Source organism: Pandoraea horticolens, from assembly GCF_902459555.1.
In the GTDB taxonomy this organism is placed as follows: Bacteria; Pseudomonadota; Gammaproteobacteria; order Burkholderiales; family Burkholderiaceae; genus Pandoraea; species Pandoraea horticolens.
In genome coordinates this window covers 63,107-81,934 of sequence record NZ_CABPSM010000001.1, presented here as the reverse complement: position 1 = coordinate 81,934, position 18,828 = coordinate 63,107, and the positions used below count along the sequence as shown (strand labels likewise).

At 63.4% G+C, this 18,828-nt stretch carries 19 protein-coding genes; 6 read left to right on the top strand and 13 right to left on the bottom strand.

The window, feature by feature from the left end; all coding sequences use genetic code 11:
• Positions 1–24 precede the first annotated feature (24 nt).
• On the bottom strand, positions 25–660 hold the full coding sequence (locus tag PHO31112_RS00335; protein WP_150618673.1) for an outer membrane lipoprotein LolB: 636 nt from the start codon (positions 658–660) through the stop codon (positions 25–27).
• An 8-nt stretch (positions 661–668) separates the two neighbouring features.
• Complete coding sequence (locus PHO31112_RS00330) at positions 669–2,621, bottom strand: tetratricopeptide repeat protein (RefSeq protein WP_150618672.1); 1,953 nt, start codon at positions 2,619–2,621, stop codon at positions 669–671.
• 79 nt (positions 2,622–2,700) lie between these two features.
• Here PHO31112_RS00330 and mutM point away from each other — a divergent pair, with 79 nt between their 5' ends.
• Complete coding sequence (mutM, locus tag PHO31112_RS00325) at positions 2,701–3,531, top strand: bifunctional DNA-formamidopyrimidine glycosylase/DNA-(apurinic or apyrimidinic site) lyase (protein WP_150618671.1); 831 nt, start codon at positions 2,701–2,703, stop codon at positions 3,529–3,531.
• A gap of 83 nt (positions 3,532–3,614) precedes the next feature.
• The gene (gene mutY / locus PHO31112_RS00320; RefSeq protein WP_150618670.1) at positions 3,615–4,787 is read left to right on the top strand and encodes an A/G-specific adenine glycosylase; all 1,173 of its coding nucleotides are present in this window, start codon (positions 3,615–3,617) and stop codon (positions 4,785–4,787) included.
• Position 4,788: 1 nt separating this feature from the next.
• Here mutY and rapZ read toward each other — a convergent pair whose 3' ends face one another.
• The 11 genes from rapZ to PHO31112_RS00265 all read right to left on the bottom strand — a co-directional run bounded on the left by rapZ (position 4,789) and on the right by PHO31112_RS00265 (position 13,871).
• A complete protein-coding gene (rapZ, locus tag PHO31112_RS00315) occupies positions 4,789–5,664 on the bottom strand; it encodes an RNase adapter RapZ (protein WP_150618669.1) in 876 nt (291 codons plus the stop codon).
• A 172-nt stretch (positions 5,665–5,836) separates the two neighbouring features.
• Entirely contained in the window at positions 5,837–6,160 is a 324-nt protein-coding gene (locus PHO31112_RS00310) for a PsiF family protein (protein ID WP_150618668.1), read from the bottom strand.
• Between the two features lie 159 nt (positions 6,161–6,319).
• Positions 6,320–7,285, bottom strand: coding sequence for an HPr(Ser) kinase/phosphatase (gene hprK, locus PHO31112_RS00305; protein ID WP_150618667.1), 966 nt, complete (start codon positions 7,283–7,285; stop codon positions 6,320–6,322).
• 77 nt (positions 7,286–7,362) lie between these two features.
• Complete coding sequence (ptsN, locus tag PHO31112_RS00300; protein WP_150618666.1) at positions 7,363–7,818, bottom strand: PTS IIA-like nitrogen regulatory protein PtsN; 456 nt, start codon at positions 7,816–7,818, stop codon at positions 7,363–7,365.
• 236 nt (positions 7,819–8,054) lie between these two features.
• Entirely contained in the window at positions 8,055–8,408 is a 354-nt protein-coding gene (gene hpf, locus PHO31112_RS00295) for a ribosome hibernation-promoting factor, HPF/YfiA family (RefSeq protein WP_039373742.1), read from the bottom strand.
• A gap of 142 nt (positions 8,409–8,550) precedes the next feature.
• A complete protein-coding gene (locus PHO31112_RS00290; protein ID WP_150618665.1) occupies positions 8,551–10,038 on the bottom strand; it encodes an RNA polymerase factor sigma-54 in 1,488 nt (495 codons plus the stop codon).
• Between the two features lie 94 nt (positions 10,039–10,132).
• Positions 10,133–10,903 carry an LPS export ABC transporter ATP-binding protein gene (lptB, locus tag PHO31112_RS00285; protein ID WP_036663785.1) on the bottom strand — a complete coding sequence of 257 codons (771 nt, stop codon included), beginning with the start codon at positions 10,901–10,903 and terminating at the stop codon, positions 10,133–10,135.
• Positions 10,904–10,928: 25 nt separating this feature from the next.
• On the bottom strand, positions 10,929–11,627 hold the full coding sequence (gene lptA, locus PHO31112_RS00280; RefSeq protein ID WP_150618664.1) for a lipopolysaccharide transport periplasmic protein LptA: 699 nt from the start codon (positions 11,625–11,627) through the stop codon (positions 10,929–10,931).
• Complete coding sequence (gene lptC, locus PHO31112_RS00275) at positions 11,624–12,283, bottom strand: LPS export ABC transporter periplasmic protein LptC (RefSeq protein ID WP_150618663.1); 660 nt, start codon at positions 12,281–12,283, stop codon at positions 11,624–11,626. Before lptC ends, lptA begins: the two co-directional genes overlap by 4 nt.
• A 23-nt stretch (positions 12,284–12,306) precedes the next feature.
• Positions 12,307–12,879 carry a KdsC family phosphatase gene (locus tag PHO31112_RS00270; protein ID WP_150618662.1) on the bottom strand — a complete coding sequence of 191 codons (573 nt, stop codon included), beginning with the start codon at positions 12,877–12,879 and terminating at the stop codon, positions 12,307–12,309.
• An 11-nt stretch (positions 12,880–12,890) separates the two neighbouring features.
• Positions 12,891–13,871, bottom strand: a complete 981-nt coding sequence (locus PHO31112_RS00265; protein WP_150618661.1) for a KpsF/GutQ family sugar-phosphate isomerase — start codon at positions 13,869–13,871, stop codon at positions 12,891–12,893.
• A gap of 189 nt (positions 13,872–14,060) precedes the next feature.
• Here PHO31112_RS00265 and PHO31112_RS00260 point away from each other — a divergent pair, with 189 nt between their 5' ends.
• From PHO31112_RS00260 to PHO31112_RS00245, 4 genes are all read left to right on the top strand, one after another.
• Entirely contained in the window at positions 14,061–16,043 is a 1,983-nt protein-coding gene (locus PHO31112_RS00260; protein ID WP_150618660.1) for a monovalent cation:proton antiporter family protein, read from the top strand.
• 140 nt (positions 16,044–16,183) lie between these two features.
• Positions 16,184–16,735 carry an adenine phosphoribosyltransferase gene (locus PHO31112_RS00255; RefSeq protein ID WP_010804817.1) on the top strand — a complete coding sequence of 184 codons (552 nt, stop codon included), beginning with the start codon at positions 16,184–16,186 and terminating at the stop codon, positions 16,733–16,735.
• 58 nt (positions 16,736–16,793) lie between these two features.
• On the top strand, positions 16,794–17,408 hold the full coding sequence (locus PHO31112_RS00250; protein ID WP_150618659.1) for a LysE family translocator: 615 nt from the start codon (positions 16,794–16,796) through the stop codon (positions 17,406–17,408).
• Positions 17,409–17,506: 98 nt separating this feature from the next.
• Positions 17,507–18,262 (top strand): DeoR/GlpR family DNA-binding transcription regulator, encoded by a 756-nt coding sequence (locus tag PHO31112_RS00245; RefSeq protein WP_039395533.1) that lies wholly within the window; start codon positions 17,507–17,509, stop codon positions 18,260–18,262.
• Positions 18,263–18,828 lie beyond the last annotated feature (566 nt).

Genomic DNA, 18,828 nt, shown 5'->3' with positions numbered 1-18,828 from the left:
GAATAAGGCAATACCGCCCGAGACTTACTCGTCGATCACCAGCCGAACGGCGAGCGGCGAGCCGTCGAGGTCGCGCGAGAGGTCGATGCGTTTGACCCGCAGCGGCGAGCCGTCGAAATAGGCCTGGTAATCGATCGTCCAGCCGTCCTGCTTCAAATGGGTCGGACGTTGTGTCTGCGGATCGCGCTCGATGCTCGCGTGCGAGCCCGGCGCACCCTGCATGCGCAGCCAATAGCGCAGGCCGCCTACCGGCAGTGCAAAGCCCAATGCATCGTGCATGACGTCTTCGAGACGTGGACCGGTCAACGGGGCCTTGCCGGGCAATTCGAGCGATGCCGTTCGCGGACTCTCGCGCACGATCGCCTGCGTCTGCCCAAGCGGGTCGAGCAGTTGGACGGTCGCGTTCTCGCCGCTTTGCTGCCAGTCGAAATTGCCGTAGGTATTGCGCGCCTCGCCGTTTTGCTCGTAACGCACCGCAAAGCGACCGCGATAGTGCTCGACGCTGGCGCCGTCCGGTGGCGTGACAGGCGTGGGTGGCGCAAGACTCGCGCACCCCGTCGCCAACACGGCGCTCGCGCAAGCCAGCGCCAGCGTCATGGTGCGAAGCGAGCGAGACACAACGAACGAGAGCGATGCTGCACGAAACGAAAACGTCGACATCTTCTGCATTACGGTGCGACGTTGTAACGTTTCATGGTCGAGCGCAGGGTGTCGTCGTCGCCGTCGAGCTTCAAGGCTTCGCGCCAGGTCTTGCGCGCCTCGTCCTGCTGGCCCGACTCCCACAGCACTTCACCCAGATGCGCGCCGATTTCCGCCTGCGCCTGAATGCCGTAGGCGCGGCGCAGCAGATCGAGCGCCTGTTGCTTGTCGCCGAGGCGGTATTTCACCCAGCCGAGGCTGTCCATGATGTACGGATCTTCCGGTGCGAGCGACGCCGCCTTCTGCAGCAGCTTGAGCGCTTCAGGCAAACGCGTGTTGCGCTCGGTCAGCGAATAGCCGAGTGCGTTGTAGGCCTGCGCGTTCTCGGGCTGCGACGTCATCACGCGACGCATCGCTTTTTCCATCACGTCGTAGTGCTTGTTCAGTTCGGCCACCATACCGTACTGATAGAGCAGATCCGGATCGTCGGGATTGTTCTTGACCTCGGCGGCAAGCAGTTTTTCGGCGTCGTCGTAGCGCTTTGCCTTGACGAGTAGATCCGACTCGGCTCGCTTGAGCGCGAGTTGCTCGCGCGGGTCGCTCGACTTGATGCCATGCAGCAGCGCGCGGCCTTCCTCGACCTTGCCCTGATCGGCGAGCAATTGCGCGCGCCCGATCTGTGCGGGCAGATACGCGTTGCTGTCTTCGCGAATCTTCGAGAGCCACTTGTCGGCGGCCGGGTAATCCTTGCGATCCTGCGCGATCTGCGCGAGATAAACGTACGCTTGCGCGCCGTCGGTATTCTGTTGCTCCGCCTCTGCCGCGTATTTCTGCAAATACTGTTCGGCTTGCTCCGGATGCTTGGCGTGCAGGTTGAGCAATGCGAGCGCCATCAGCGTCGAGAGTTCATGCGGAAAACGCTTCTCCAGCGTCTCGAACTGCTTTTGTGCGGCGTCGAGCTGATTGTCCGCGAGCAGCAGCTTGGCGTAGGCGAAGCGGGCTTCCTTGGCGTTCGGATTGCGATCGAGGAAAGTCTTCAATCCGGCGATGGCGCTGGTGCGCTCTTCCGGGCCCATCTGGCCGTAAAGCAGGGCGGCGGCTTCATAGTCGGGTTTGAGCTTGAGCGCCGTTTCGAGCGACGTGCGCGCACCGACTGTGTCGCCGGCATCGAGTTGCGAGCGGGCGATGGCCAGTTGTGCCTCGGGGCGTTGCATGTCGTTGGCCAGCATGCGCTTGAGCGAGTCGATGCCTGTGGCGCGTTCCGGACTGCGCGCAATCATCTGCTGCAGTTCGAGAATGGCCTGACCGCGACGCGCCTCCGGCACCTTGTTCAGTTCGTCGACGAGCAGCGGTTCGGCTTCCGCCAAATGGCCGGTGCCGACTTGAAGGCTTGCGAGCAATTGCGAGGCCGGACGCCAGGCGGGATCGAGTTGATGCCACAGCCGCGCGGCGACCAGCGCGTCGCCGAGCTGGCGCGCACCCAGCGCGATCTCGACGGCGCGGCGCGCCATGCGCGGGTCCTTCGTCCGATTCGCCAGTGCGATGTACGTGTTGAACGCCGGGGCCAGGTTGCCCTGTTGCAGGCTCAGTTCGGCGGCCATCACTTCGAAGACGATCTCGCTGGAGAGCGCGACGTTCGGGAGATTTTCGCGGGGGGCGTTCGCATTCGACTTGAAGTCGTCGCTATCGGTGTCCGCCTCGCCGGCCGCGCGCGGAGCGCTTGCCTTGGACGGCGCAGCCGCCGGGGCGCTGGCGGGAGGCGCCGGCGCTTTCTGTGCGGTTTGCGTGGCGGGCCTGGTTTGTGCGAACGCGCTCGAAGATGGCAGGAATGCCATGATCGCGCTGGCGCAGGTGACGCCGAGCGCCGTTGCGCCGGCCCACGCCCCGCGTGCCAGGGCGCCGCGCAGGCGCAAGACCACGGGTGCCACGGTGACCACCGTGTTCTCGGCGGCGGGAATGGACTGGAATCGGGTGTTCGGCATAGGGATCCACGGCAAGTTTCGAGCGATTGTAGCGCGCCCGATACAATAGAGTCTAAATCCTCAGCAAACGTTCGCAGGCATGCCTGAACTCCCGGAAGTCGAAGTCACCCGCCGCGGTATTGCGCCGCACGTGGCGGGCACGCGTGTCGCGCGTATCGACGTGCGCAACGCCTCGCTGCGCTGGCCGGTGCCCGACGGCCTCGACACGCTCCTGCGTGGCGAAACGCTCGTCGGCGTGACCCGTCGCGGCAAATACCTGCTGCTCGAATATGCCCCCGGCTGGTTGCTCGTGCATCTGGGCATGACCGGCACGTTGCGCGTCATGTCCGAGCCGCACGCGCTGCCCGCCGCTGGCGTGCATGACCACATCGACCTCGTGTTCGAGCGGTGCGCGCTGCGCTATCGCGATCCGCGCCGCTTCGGCGCGGTGCTGTTCCACCCGCGCTCGGCAGGCGACGTGCTCATGCATCCGCTGCTCGCCAGTCTCGGGGTGGAACCGCTGACAGACGACTTCGACGGACAGCGCCTGTATGCAGGCACACGCGGGCGCACGGTCGCCATCAAGCAGGCATTGCTCGCAGGCAGCATCGTCGTGGGCGTGGGTAACATCTATGCGTCGGAGAGTCTTTTTCGTGCTGGCATCCACCCGCGCATGCAGGCAGGCAAACTCTCCCGGCCGCGCGCGGAAAAGCTCGCAAAAGCAATCAAGGATGTGCTCGCCGCAGCCATTGAGAAAGGTGGCAGCACGTTGCGCGACTTCGTGGGTAGCGACGGCAAGAGCGGCTATTTCCAGCAGGAGTATTTCGTCTACGACCGTGCCGGACAGCCATGTCGCGTGTGTGGCACGCCAATCCGGCAGATCGTGCAGGGCCAGCGCTCCACGTTCTTCTGCCCGCATTGTCAGAAATGACGCTGCTGCGGCGGCAAGAGGGATGACCGGAAAGTCCGGCCCGACTGCCACCGATCGCCGTACAAGACACCCTAAAAAACGCTATGAACGAATTGTCCAACGACCTTCCTGCCAACCCGCTTGCGGGCACTTTTGCCGAGCGTCTGATCGCTTGGCAGGCCGAGCATGGCCGCCACGATCTGCCGTGGCAGAACACGCGCGACGCCTATCGCATCTGGCTGTCCGAGATCATGTTGCAGCAGACACAGGTCGCCACGGTGATCCCCTATTACGCGCGATTTCTCGAACGCTTCCCCGATGTCGCCGCGTTGGCGAACGCGCCGCAGGACGATGTGATGGCACTCTGGAGCGGCCTCGGCTACTACTCGCGGGCGCGCAATCTGCATCGTTGCGCGCAGGTCGTGCTCGCGGAGCATGGCGGACGTTTCCCGGCGGACCCCGAGACGCTCGCCACGCTGCCGGGTATTGGCCGCTCGACGGCCGCCGCGATTGCCGCGTTTGCCTACGATGCGCACGCCGCGATTCTCGACGGCAACGTCAAGCGGGTGCTTGCGCGCGTGTTCGGTATCGAAGGGTTTCCGGGCACGCCGAAAATCGAGCGGGAAATGTGGGCGTTGGCCGAATCGTTGCTGCCCGGAAGCGATTTGCCCGCCTACACGCAGGGGATGATGGATCTCGGCGCGACGCTATGCGCGCGCGGCAAGCCGCGTTGCGGCGAGTGCCCGTTCGACAGCGATTGCGTCGCGCATGCGACGGGACGCGAGCGGATATTGCCGACGTCCAAGCCGAAGAAGGTTCAGCCGGAGCGTTACGTCGACGTGCTGGTGATCTGCTCGGGCGAGCATATGTTGTTCGAGCGGCGCCCCGACAGTGGCATCTGGGGCGGGCTATGGAGCTTGCCGGAACTGACGCCGCCCACCGGAGAGCGCGAGGTGGACGACGCGTCGCTGCGTGAGCGTCTGACAGCGCATGCCGCCGCCCTTGGTGCAACGCAAGGCACCGTGCAGTCACTTGTGCCGCTGCAGGGGCTCACACACGTCTTCACGCATTTCCGGCTGCATTTGCGTCCGTGGCTGGTGGCGCTGTCCGGGGCTTCTGCGCAGCGGGCGTTTGCTGCCCGATCGAGCGATTCACACCATGCATGGCTCGACTCGGCGGGCATCGACGCGGCCGGATTGCCGTCGCCGATCCGCAAGATTGCCGACGCGCTGCGCGTTGTTTCGCCGGGCGACGGCCAACTCTGCCTGCCGGCCTGAGTCAGGTTGCAGGGTCGAGGGGGGCGAGTTCGCGATGCCGCACGAGCACGCTGGCTTCCGCGCGAAAGCGCTCGCCCAGCCTTTCGGCGATGAAGACAGAGCGGTGCTGGCCGCCCGTGCAGCCGATCGCCACCGTCAGGTAGCTACGGTTGTCGCGCATGTAGCTCGGCAGCCACTTCTGCAGATACGCGCCGATATCGTTGGTCATCTCGTCGACTTCTGGGATGGACGAGAGGAAGTCGATCACCGGCTGATCGCGGCCGGTTAGCGGACGAAGCTGCGCGTCGTAATACGGATTGGGCAGAGAGCGGACATCGAACACGAGATCGGCGTCCAGCGGCACACCGTGCTTGAATCCGAAAGACTCGAACATCAGCGTGAGTCCGGCGTGATCGTGCTGGACGAATTCGCGGATCCAGCGGCGCAATGCACTCGCGCGCAAATTGCTGGTGTCGATCTGGTGACCGAGTTCGGTCACGCTATTGAGCATTTCGCGCTCTTTCTCGATCGCTTCGACGAGCGAGCCAGTGGCCGACACCGTATCGTCGCCCAGGACAGAGAGCGGATGACGGCGGCGCGTCTCGGAAAAACGCTGCACGAGCGTTTGCGTGGTGGCGTTGAGGAACAGTACCCGCACGTCGTGGCCGAAGCGGCGCAGTCCGCCGATGATCGGTGGCAGATCGGCGAGCGAGCCGCCGCTGCGTGCGTCGATGGCGACCGCGAGACGTGTGTAGTTCTGCGTTTCGAGATATTCGGCGAGTTCAGGCAGGAAGCGCGACGGCAAATTGTCGACGCAGTAGTAACCTGCGTCCTCAAGGACGTTCAGGGCCAGCGATTTGCCGGAACCCGAAACGCCGGTAATCAGTACGATCTTCATGACATTCCCCGAATACAACCATGATGGTAAGCGATTGTGTCTTACGGGTGTCGAGCCGACAGAAACAAGAACGTTCCCGGGGATTTCTCTCGTTTCACGAGAAAAAAGCGTTGCACATGCGACAGCGGCGCCCGTAGGGCGCCGCTGGGTATGCGTTAGCGGGGAAAAGGCTTCAGGCCGCCGGCTTGTTCGACAGGCACGACTTCATGAACGCTTTGCGATCATCGCCCTTCTTGTCGCCCGCCTGTGCGTTACAGGTCTTCATCTTTTCCTGCTGGGTCGGCTTGGCGGCGGCGGGCTTGCTCGACAGGCATTCCTTCATGAACGCCTTGCGGTCGTCACCCTTCTTACCGGCTGCTTGCGTGTTGCAGGTGCTCATCTTGTTCTGCTGGGCGTTGGCTGCCTTGGGAGCAGTCGCCGGGGCGGCCGTCTGGGCAAATACGGGCGATGCGAGCAGCGGGGATACCAGAAGCAATGCAGCGAGTGCTTTTTTCATGATTGTCTCTCCATAAGGTCGACACGCACGGGAAGGGACCGCGTGGCGATTACAACATGAAAGAAAACGCGCCGCAATCGCGCGGCGTTGACAGAAAAAAGCGGAAATTGCGGTAAACCCCGGCGCTTCGGGCGACGGTAGGCGCCCCCCGTGGGGGATTCAGAGCAGCTTGCTCTGCATGCCGTCCGGGTCCTGCATGGCTTGCCGCTGGCGCTCCATGAAGTCCTTGAGGGTATCGATGCCGCGAAGTTGCAGGATCGTATTCCGCACGGCGGCTTCGACCAGCACGGCGAGGTTTCGCCCGGCTGCCACTTGCAGGATGACCTTGTTGATGGGCAGGCCCAGCACATCCACCGTCTGCGCTTCGAGCGGCAGGCGCTGGAATTCGCCGTCGGGGCGGCGCACCAACTGGACGATCAGCTTGAGCTTCATCTTCCGGCGCACTGCCGTTTCACCGAAGATCGTCTTGATGTCGAGCAGGCCCAGGCCACGCACTTCCAGCAGGTTTTGCAGTAGTGGCGGGCAACGGCCTTCGACGAAATCCGGCCCGAGGCGCACGAAATCGACGGCGTCGTCTGCGACCAGTCCGTGACCCCGGCTGATCAGTTCCAGACCGAGTTCGCTCTTGCCGAGACCGGAGTCGCCGGTGAGCAGCACGCCCATGCCCAAAATGTCGAGAAATACGCCGTGCATCGTGCATCGCGGGGCGAACACACGCGAAATGTACAAACGCAGGCTGTCGATGACTGCTGCCGTCGACATCGACGTAGTGAACAGCGGCGTGGAGGAGCGGGTACAGCGCAATACCAGATCGGACGGGGCTTTGAGACCGTCGGCTACCACGAGGAACGGCGGTTCGAGCGCAATCACTTCGCCCATATGACGCTTGCGGTTTTCGTCCGTGAGGCGCTGATAGTAGCGCAGCTCAGCCTCCCCCAGCACCTGAATCCGGTTCGGGTGGATGAGGTTCAAGTGACCCACGAGGTCGGCGCTGGAGGTGGCGGTAGCCACGCTCTCGGGCGTGAAACCGCGCTCCCATCCCTCATGGCCGGTCAGCCACGACAACCGCAGCGTGGCGGCGTTGTCGTCGAAAATGCTTTGCGCGTTGATGCCGGTCAGTTCCACCGCGTCGCCTCGTTCGGTTGGGTGTGGGAGCTACGAATTCTCTGAGTTTCGCGGCGGATACCGGCACATGCGCCGGTTCAGGGCTGCCAGTTGGCGAGTGCGGCGTGGATCTCGTCGGCACTCGGTGCGTGGCTCAACGTCTCGCGCATCGCGCGATCGGAGAGCAACTGGGCAATTTCGGAAAGAATCTCGAGATGTTGCTGCGTTGCCTGCTCAGGCACCAATAAAAAAAACAGCAGGGAAACCGGCTGACTGTCGGGCGCTTCGAAGGGAATCGGGTCTTCGAGGCGCACAAATGCTGCCATCGGATGTTTGAGGCCCTTGATACGGCCATGCGGAATGGCCACGCCTTCACCCAGTCCGGTCGAGCCCAGACGCTCGCGGGCGAACAGATTGTCGGTCACAAGCGCGCGCGACAGGCCGGCATTGTTCTCGAAAAGAAGCCCGGCTTGCTCGAAGACGCGCTTCTTGCTGGTGACGGACAGTCCAAGCAGGATGTTGGACGCAGGTAAGAGTTTGACTAAACGGTTCATCTTGTAATGCGGGCGAACGCTTCGTCGCCCTCCAACCCCCGATTGACCTCGCATTATAGACCACCCGCCGCGGCGCTCGCGGCAATCCATGGAACTTGGCGGAACCATATAAAAGGGGCCGTTCAACGGCCCCGCGGTGGGTGATGCCAGACTTATGACAGACGGGTATGCGCTCGGGTGGTTCCGTGAGAACTCACATGCCTGTCAGTCGATGCGACTACCTCGCCCGGACAGACTCATTGCAGCGGCTCTGCCTCGGGAGGTTGCTGGTGCTTGAGGGCCTCGCGACCGTGATCCTGAACCTTGTCCTTGTATTGCATTACCTTGCGGTCGAGCATGTCGATCAGCTTGTCGATGGCAGCATACATATTTTCGTCACACTTCTCGACGAAAATCTCCTTGCCCTTGAGATACACGGTGACGCTAGCAATCTGGCGTCCGGCCTTCTCCTTAGTCTTGTCGACAGATAGGATCACCTCGGCACCAATGAGCTGGTCGAAATGCCTCAACACGCGTTCGAGCTTGTTGACGACAAATTCGCGCAATGATGGCGTGAGTTCGAGGTGATGTCCACTGATCTTCAGATTCATAGCTGCTCTCCTTGCTGAAATGCCGAAGTGCAGGCTGCGTCATGAACGACGCTGGCTAGCGGGAGTGCAAGCCATTGACGTGACGCAATGTCGCACTGCGGCGTTATGCCCCAGCGAGCCAACATGGCGCACCAGGACTGTCCTACAAAGATCTGCGCAAGTTCACTGCCGGGATTCGCATGGCCTCGCGGTATTTCGCGACGGTGCGCCGCGCCACCACGAACCCTTGCTCTGCCAGCAGTTCCGCGATACGACTGTCGGAAAGGGGGGTCTGCGGGTCTTCTGCTCCTATGAGTTGCTTGATGAGTGCTCGGATAGCAGTCGATGACGCTGCGCCCCCGGCTTCCGTTGCCACATGTGAACCAAAGAAGTACTTCAGCTCAAAGGTTCCAAATGGAGTGAGCATGTACTTACTGGTAGTCACGCGTGAAATCGTGGATTCGTGTAAACCCAGCGTATCAGCAATCTCGCGTAAAACCAAGGGCCGCATGCCGATTTCGCCATGCGTGAAGAAGTTCTTTTGACGCTCGACAATCGCCTGCGCTACGCGCAGGATCGTATCGAAACGCTGCTGGATGTTCTTGATCAGCCAGCGGGCTTCCTGAAGCTGCTGCTGTAGGTTGCCGGTGCCGGGATCGTTGCGGTTATTGCGCAGTATGCGCGCATACATTTCGTTGATGCGCAGGCGCGGCATGACATCGGGATTGAGTTCCGCAGTCCAGCCGCTGCCCTGTTTGCGTACAAGCACATCGGGCACGACGTAATCGGCCTGGGGCGAGCCATAGGCGGCGCCGGGGAACGGGTCGAGCGAACGAATCAGTTGATGGGCGGCGCGCAAGCTGTCTTCGTTCACGCCCAGCAGGCGGCGCAGACGGGTGTAATCGCGTGCGGCGAGCAGTTCCAGGTGGTCGCTGACGATTCGCAGCGAAAGCGTGCGAACGTTGCTCGCGGGCAGGCGCTGGAGTTGCAGCCGCAGGCACTCTGCCGGGGTGCGGGCGCCCACGCCCGCCGGGTCGAAGCTTTGCAGCAGCGCGAGCGCGGCGTTGATCTCTTCGGTCTCGAGCGCCAGCTCTTCGGGCATTTCCGCCTGAATTTCGTCGAGCATGGTGCCGAGGTAGCCATCTTCGTCGAGCGATTCGATCAGGAATTCCACCAGCGCCCGGTCGCGCGGACTGGCTTTGGTCAGGCGCAACTGGGCCAACAGGTGTTCGCGAAGATTGGGGTGGTCGACGTGAAGTTGCGGCCGGGCGTTGTCGTCGTCGTCCGACGCGCTGCCCGAGCGGGCGAAGTCGTTCAGGCTCCAGTCGCTGCCGCTGTCCTGGGCGTTGTCGTCGAAGCGGGTCTCGCCGTCGAGTTCGCGGGTTTCGTCGCGGCCGCTGGCGGGTTCCGAGCTGTCGTTCGCGCCGCTACCCGACGTGCTCCGCTCGTTGCGCAGGGACCCGTCCGTGCCCACGCGTACCGAGCCCGCGAGCCAATCGTCCTCGCGTTCGAGCATCGGGTTCTGGGTGAGGGCGTGCTCGACTTCTTGCTGAAGTTCGAGCGTGGACAGTTGCAACAACCGGATCGATTGTTGCAACTGCGGCGTGAGGGTCAGGTGCTGGGAGGTGCGGAGTTGAAGAGTCGGTTTCATAGCGTATCTCGCCTTCATTGTAGAGGCTTTGTCACGCCAGCGGAACCGGCCCCGCCCCCTATCGGAGGCAGGGTTTACATGCGAAAAATTTGCTTTACATCCGGAAATTCTCGCCCAGATAGACGCGGCGAACGCTTTCGTCGGCCACGATCTGGTCGGGTGTGCCGGCAGCGAGCACCGAGCCTTCGCTGATAATGTAGGCGTGATCGCAGATGCCGAGCGTCTCGCGCACGTTGTGATCGGTAATCAGGACGCCGATGCCGCGGTCCTTCAGGAAGCGCACGATGCGCTGGATTTCCAACACGGCAATCGGATCGACACCTGCAAATGGTTCGTCGAGCAAAATAAAGCGCGGTTGCGTGGCCAGTGCACGGGCGATTTCCACACGGCGGCGCTCGCCGCCCGAGAGCGACATTGCCGGATTTTCGCGCAGATGGCTCACCTGCAATTCGTCGAGCAGCGCTTCGATGCGGCGTTCGATTTCGTCGCGCTTGAGCGGTTTGCCCTGCGCATCGAGCTGCAATTCGAGCACGGCGCGGATGTTGTCCTCGACCGTCAGCTTGCGAAATACCGACGCTTCCTGCGGCAGATACGAGACTCCCATGCGGGCGCGTTCGTGAATCGGCAGTTCGCTGATCAGATTGCCGTCGAGCTGAATTTCACCGTCGTCGGCCGGCACGAGGCCCACGATCATGTAGAACGACGTTGTCTTGCCTGCGCCGTTCGGGCCCAGCAGACCCACGACTTCGCCGCTTTTCACGTCCAGTGAGACATCCTTGACGACGGTACGGGCGCCGTACTGCTTCTTGAGCGAGCGTACGACGAGCGCGCTTGGCTTGCCCGCCGGGCCGAGGCCGGGATTGATGGTCGAGGCGTTGCTGTTGGCAGAATTACTCACGCGGATTCCCGATACTTTTTGAGGGAGACAGCGGCGGCAGATCGCCCTTGGCGGCTGCGGCCGGCTTGCTCGCGCCGCCGGGCTGCACCTGATTTGCGCCTGTTGCATTGCGCGGGGCGAGCGTGGCGCGCACGCGGCCGTTCGGATTGTTGGCATTGACCTGATCTGCACCGCTGTTCGCGGTATAGACCTCGTTATACGTGTCGTACGTGATCACGCTGCCGTGGATCTCGTCGAGCACCTTCGTGCCGCCGGCCAGACGCTTGAGCGTGGCTTGCGTGGTGAGCGTGGCGACTTCGGTCTTGCCGTTGTAGTAAATCGTCTGGCCCCAGCCGTCGATGTACTCGTCGAGTCCGTCGCGCTTCTGGCGCATATAGGCGAGCGGGCCGCCTGGCTTGTAGTAGGCCGTAGCGTACTGATAGCCCTCCGGGTCCTGAGTCACTTCGACGCGATCGGCCTTCAGGAGAATCGTCCCCTTGGTCATCGTCACGTTGCCGGTGAAGATGTTGACCTGCTTGAGGTCGTCATAGCTCATGTGATCCGACTCGATATTGAGCGGCTTGTCGCGGTCGGCGCGCTCGGCGTGGGCGAGCGGCGACACGAGTGCGCCGAGCACGGCGAAGGCGGTGGCCAGCGCGCGCAGGGTACGCATCGACAGGAAAACGGGTCGCGGGTTGCGGCGATCGGTCATGGGGTCTTGGAGCCCTGTTTGGTCTGGAGAGGCGCGTTGGTTACGTCGGGCGGTGCCGGGCGTTTGCTGCCCATTTCCGCCGGCTGGATCGTGCCGTGAACATTGCCGAGCAATTGTACGGCGCGCGAGATGTTATTGAAAATCATGCCGTCGCCGTACATCACGGAAGACCCTCGGAAGAGCTGGACGGGCAGTTCCGTGCGTACGATGTCTTCATTCACAAGCACCTGGAAGTGTTCGGACAGCGCGCGCATTTCCGGATCGCGCGGTCCGGCCTGACGCACGACTACCGCATCGTCGTACATATCGACGATCGACATATCGGCGTTGAGCGTGCCGCGCTTGCTCGTGGCCGTCACTTCCGGTTGATCCGGCGTGAACGCGCGCACGGCGGGCATCGTGAGTGCCGTGGTCTGATCGTCCTCGAAATGCGTCATGTGGACCGCATTGATGCGGTATTGCGTGAGCCCGCTCGCCGACAGCGTGGAGATAGCCATATCGTCGGCATAGTAATCGGGAACGTGCCGCTTCACGTACGGTGCGCGATCGGCGTCGGACGGCAGCGTGCGTTGCACGAGCCAGTACGTGCCGGCCGCCAGGCTGGCCAGCACGACGACGGCGATCAGGGAGGCAGATGAGACGCGTTGAATGGCCATGAGTGATCGGCTTCCTCTGCGTGTCAAACCAGGGCTTCGGCGAGCAGGGCGTCGTAACGTCCCTGAGCGCGCAGGATGAAGTCGCACAGCTCGCGCGCGGCGCCCTCACCGCCACGCGTGCCGGCAATCCAGTGGCAACGCGCCCGCACTTCGGCGTGGGCATTGGCCGGGCAGGCGGCGAAGCCGACGCGTGTGAGCACGGGCAGATCGGGCCAGTCGTCGCCGATATGTCCGCACACATCGGCCGTCACCGACACCTTGGCGCATAGGTCTTCGAACGCGGCACGTTTGTCGTGCACGCCTTGATAGACGTGGGCGACGCGAAGATCCGCCGCGCGCTTGGCGACGATGTCGGAGTGGCGGCCGGAGATGATGGCGGTGACGATGCCGGCGTCGGCGAGCAGCTTCAGGCCGTGCCCGTCGAGCGAATCGAACGTCTTGATGACCTCGCCGGCCGGGCCGTAGCGCAGGCCGCCGTCGGTGAGCACACCGTCGACGTCGAACACCATGACACGCAGGCGAGCGGCGCGCGCGCGCGCGTCGGCCGCATGGACCGTGTTGGACGAAGTGGATTGGGCGATGCTGGGTTGACTCATGGGCTGGAGACTCACACGACCTTGGCGGCGAACAGGTCGTGGACGTTCAGCGCACCGACGAGGCGGTCGTTCTCGGTCACGAGCAGTTGTGTGATGCCGAAACGCTCCATCAGCTCGGCGGCTTCGGCGGCGAGTTGATCGGGGCCGATGGTGCGCGGGCCGGCTTTCATGACGTCGGCCAGGGTGAGCGTAGTGAAGTCGAGCGTACGTTTGAACAATCTGCGCAGATCGCCGTCGGTGAAGATACCCACCACGCGATCGTCGGTATCGACAATCGCCGTCATGCCAAGACCCTTGGCCGTCATCTCAAGCAGGGCATCGGACAGGCTGGCATCGGTGTGCACCCGCGGAATGCGTTCACCGGTACGCATGACATCGCGCACGAAGGTGAGCAGACGCCGGCCGAGGGCACCGCCCGGGTGCGAGCGGGCAAAGTCCTCTGCGCCGAACCCGCGGGCGTCGAGCAGCGCGACGGCCAGCGCATCGCCGAGGGCGAGGGCAGCCGTGGTGCTGGCCGTGGGGGCGAGCCCCAGAGGGCAGGCTTCCCGGTCGACGTGCGCGTCGAGATGCACATTGGACAGGCGTCCGAGGCTGGAGCTGGCGTTGCCGGTCATGGCGATGAGCTTCGCGCCGATGCGCTTTATCATCGGCAGGACGCTGACGAGTTCGCCCGTCTCGCCCGAGTTGGACAAGGCGACGACGACGTCATCGGCCGTAATCATGCCCAGGTCGCCGTGGCTGGCTTCGGCGGGGTGAACGAAGAATGCGGGGGTGCCGGTGCTGGCGAACGTGGCGGCCAGTTTGCGGCCAATGTGACCGGATTTCCCCATCCCGGTGACGACCACGCGCCCGCGGCAATCGAGCAGCAGCGAGACCGCTTCGAAGAAGCTGTCGTCGAGGTGTGCGGAGACGCGTTCGATGGCGTCGGCTTCCGTGCGCAACACCTCCCGGGCGACCTCGAGTGCCCGGCCTGGATTGATTTTCGCTATCATGCGCGGAGTATATCAAAACGGACGCGGCGCCGAGGACAGCCGCGCCAGGCTTGGCCCCGCAGCGTTCGCGTCGTCTAGCGACGCGGCCTAGTCCCTCTCGGATGCCGCCGCACGGACGCAATCTGGCACGGCATTTGCGTCATCCGTGCCGTGCGTATTCGGATTCACCCAGGAAACCCACCTTAGCTGATGGCATCACCGCTCGAACTCACTCTCGTCCTGTTGTTTGCCGCCTGCGTTGGGGTGGTGTTGTTCCGCATACTCCATTTGCCGCCGATGCTCGGCTACTTGAGCGTAGGCATCGTGATCGGTCCGCATGCGCTGGGGCTGGCAGCCGATTCGCAGCGTGTGCAATACCTCGCGGAGTTCGGTGTCGTCTTCCTGATGTTCTCCATCGGCATCGAGTTTTCGCTACCCAAGCTCAAGAGCATGCGCCGCGTGGTGCTGGGGCTCGGTGTCTCTCAGGTCCTGGGGACATTGTTCGTAGCGGTCGGGCTGGGGGCGGTCGTCAATCTGTTCTGGTCGTTCTCGTGGCAGGCGTCGGTAGCACTCGGTGGCGCGCTTGCCATGTCGTCGACGGCCATCGTTACCAAGATGCTGGCGGAGCGTCTGGAACTGGAGACGGAGCACGGCCGCAACATCATGGGCGTGCTGCTGTTCCAGGATCTGGCCGTCGTGCCGCTGCTGATCGTGATCTCTGCCCTTGGCGGCAATTCGAAAGCGTTGGTGCTGGCGCTGTCGCTGGCTGCGCTCAAGATTACGGGCGCGCTGACGTTGTTGTTGTGGGTTGGTCAGAAGCTGGTTGGCCGCTGGTTCCACATCGTGGCTGCGCGGCGCTCGCAAGAGCTGTTCATGCTCAACCTGTTGCTGCTCACGCTGGGCCTTGCGTATATCACCGAGCATCTTGGCCTGTCGATGGCCCTGGGCGCGTTCATCGCGGGCATGCTGATCGCAGAGACGCCGTTCCGTCATCAGGTGGAAGACGACATCAAGCCGTTCCGTGACGTACTGCTGGGCCTGTTCTTCATTACGACCGGCATGTTGCTCGACCCGGCCATCGTCATGAAGCAACCGCTGCTCGTGCTGTTGTTCTTTGTCGGCCCGCTGGTCGTCAAATTCACGCTGATCGCGGGTCTCGCGCGTTTGTTCGGCAGCCCGCCCGGCACGGCGATCCGTACCGGTCTGGGCTTGGCGCAGGCTGGCGAATTCGGCTTCGTGCTGCTCAATCTGGTGATCGACCGGCAACTGCTCGACCCCTCGCTGTCGCAGGCTGTGCTGGCGGGCATGCTGCTCTCGATGCTGTGCGCGCCGTTTCTCATCATCAACGCCGACCGGATCGCGCTGCGTTTCGTCGCCAACGAATGGATGATGCAGTCGTTGCAGATGACCAAGATCGCCACGCAGAGCATCAAGACCTCGGGGCACGTCATCATCTGCGGGTATGGGCGATGCGGCCAGAACTTGGCGCGCATGCTTGAGCAGGAAGGCATCGGGTACGTGGCGCTCGACCTCGACCCGGACCGCGTGATGGAGGCGGCCAGTTCCGGCGAGACGGTCGTGTTCGGTGACGCGGCCCGGCGCGAAGCGCTCGTCGCTGCGGGGATTCACCGCGCCGCCGGTATCGTGGTGACGTACGACAGCACCCCGGCTGCGCTAAAGGTGCTGGCGCAGGTTCAGGCATTGGAGCCAACCTTGCCGGTCGTCGTGCGCACGGTCGACGACACGCACATCGACGACCTGATTGCCGCAGGCGCGACCGAAGTCGTGCCCGAGATCGTGGAGGGCAGTCTGATGTTGGCGTCGCACGCGCTGGTGCTCATGGGCGTGCCGATGCGCCGTGTGCTGCGCCGGGTGGCGCAGGCGCGTAACGAGCGCTACAGCCTGCTGCGCGGCTATTTCCACGGCTTTGACGACGAAGACGAAGGTGGCGAGCGCGAGCAGGTCCGTCTGCAATCGGTGCCACTGTCGCTGAACGCCGATGCCGTCGGGCGCACGCTCGGTGAACTTCGGCTCGACAAGCTCGGCGTGACGGTCACGGCCATCCGCCGGCATGGTATCCGCGGGGTCGAGCCGGTATCGGAAACGCGTCTGATGGCCGAAGACATCGTGGTGCTGCGCGGTCTGCCCGAAAAGCTGATGGCGGCCGAACACCGTCTGTTGGGGCGCGAATAGCAGACGTTCGAAGACGCCCGGACGTGTGCAGAGGAGGCAGGGCACCTGCTCGGGGGCGTCTTCCCCAAATGACGACGGGGCGCCGGGCCTTTTTGGCATAATGTGGCGTGTTACCTATCAGTACCCCAAGAAGGATCCCCGTGCAGATCGATGAGTCTCCTGCCGCCTATATCAAAAGCCAGATCCGCACCGTGCCGGATTGGCCCTCGCCCGGCGTGCAGTTTCGCGATATCACCCCGTTGCTCAAGAACCCGCGCACCTTGCGGGTGTTGATCGACGTATTCGTGCATCGCTACATGGAGCACCGGCCCGATTACATTGCCGGGCTCGACGCGCGCGGTTTCATCCTCGGTTCGATTCTGGCGTACGAGTTGAACATCGGCTTCATCCCCATTCGAAAGAAGGGGAAGCTGCCGTATCAGACGGTCGCGGAAGAGTACGAGCTGGAATATGGCAGTGCGACCGTCGAGATTCACGCCGACGCCTGCGGTCCGGGCGATCGCGTGTTGCTGATCGACGATCTCGTCGCCACTGGCGGCACCATGCTGGCGGGCAAGAAACTGCTCGAGCGTCTGGGGGCCACCGTCATTGAAGGCGCGGCCATCGTCGACTTGCCTGAGCTGGGCGGCTCGCGTCTGATTCGCGATGCCGGATTGCCGCTGTTCCTGCTGTGCTCGTTCGAAGGCCACTGACCGCACGCCTGGCCCGCCTCCATCCCCCCATCCTTTCTCGCTGACCTGGACCGCGTCGATGCCCAATCTCTGGCTGTTCCTGCTGACCTCGGTCGCGATCACGCTTGCGCCGGGCCCAGACAACATGCAGGTCATCGCGCGCGGCATTGCGCAGGGACGCCGTGCCGGGCTGGCTGCTGCGGCCGGCTTCACGTTCGGTTGCCTATTCCACACGACCGTCGCGGCCGTCGGCCTGGCCGCCGTGCTGCGTTCGTCGCCGTGGGCGTTCGAAGCGATCAAGCTGGCGGGTGCGGCCTATCTCATCTGGATCGGCATCAAGGCGCTGCGCGCGCGTGGCGCCATGGCACTGGCCAACGACGCCGCACCGCAACCGCTCTCGGCGGTCTTTCGTCAGAGCGTGTTCGCGAACATGCTCAATCCGAAAGTCACCCTTTTCTTTCTCGTGTTCCTGCCGCAGTTCGTGCGCGCCGACGCGGCCCACCCGGGCGGGCAAATGCTGCTGCTCGGCCTCGTGTTCATGGGGCAGACCATCGGCGTGTTCAGCGCGTACGGCTGGTTCGCGGGCGTGCTGGGGACGTGGCTCAAGCGCCGTCCGGGCGCGGGGCGTTGGCTCGACCGCGTGGCCGGTGCGATCTTCATCGGCCTGGGTCTGCGTGTCGCATTGCAGGGGTAACGACGACACTGGCGGGCGGCGCCAGCGCTTGTGCATGACCGGCATCGGCTTTGCCGATGCCGCCAGAGATTTCGTAGTCCAACCGACATTGTCCGATCATGCTTGCCGAACAACGCCAACAATACGTGCTCGAACAACTCGCCAAGACCGGAGCCCTCGCGATCAGCGATCTGGTGCGTGAGTTGGGTGTCTCACGAGAGACGGTGCGTCGTGACCTGAACACGCTGGCCGCGCGCGGCCTGTTGCTCATGACGCACGGCGGCGCGCTGGCCGCCGACCGCAGCGAGCCCGACTGGACGCTGCGCGAGAATGTCAACGCCGTGGGCAAGCGCGCCATCGGCGTGCGCGCGGCGGAACTCGTGCCCGACGGCGCGTCGGTCATCATCGACTACGGCACGACCACGCGCGCCGTGGCGCAGGCGTTGCTCTCCAAGCATCGTCTTCGCATCTACACGAACGACTGGCAGATTGCGCGTTTGTTGGGGCGTCACCACGACAACCGGGTGACGCTGCTTGGCGGAGAGTTGCAGGATAACGAAGACGCCGTACAAGGTTGGGACGCCATCAACCAGATCTCTCAATACCACGCCGACTTCGCTTTCATTGGCGTGGGCGGCGTGACGGAAGACGGTGGCATTACCGACTTCAACCGCGCGGCGGCTGAGTTGCGCGCTCGCATGTTGCTGTGTGCCAACGTATCGGCCGTCGTGGCGGACCACACCAAGTTCGGTCGTGTGACGCCCGTGCGCATTCGCCATTTCGAAGCCGCCCGTTACCTCATCAGCGATGCCGCACCGCACAAGAGCATGCTGGCGCAACTGCGCGCACGCGGCCCGGAACTCCTCATCGCTTAGACACGTAAGTATGTAAGCACGCGAGCGGGGGCGAGCGGGCGGCCTGACGGCCCATCTTCCGCAGACCGTCAGGCATCTCCGTTCGACGATGCCATCCTCGCCTCCCTGCCGATCTACGCAAACGCGACCACGGTTCGCCACAGCACGCCACACGTCGCCACGACGGGCAGACATTCGACCGGCGGTCTCATCTCTACACCTTTGCGGTGTTGCCGGTGGCGCGGCCTTGCGGCGCTTGTTGCCTCGCCGGCGCTCCTCGCCAGTCTCTCGAAAATATGTAGACAAAATCGGTGCATGTGCCGGGGGCGACGTTATCTCGTGCCACCCGGTCCCGACGGCGACGTCTGTGCGGCAACACCCGCCGAAGCCCCGAAAACACTCCCAAAGCATTGACCGGATAAGGGTTTCCGCGGGCGATGAAAAAGCTGATCGATTGTCACTGTGTTGTCACCGAGGCTTTTTAGACTGCGTTCACTTTTGGCACAAATTGCCACAAAACAGCTAGTCGAGCGATGCGGGCGAAGCACTCCATTTTCAGGGGGGGCCGTCGACACGGATGCATCGGG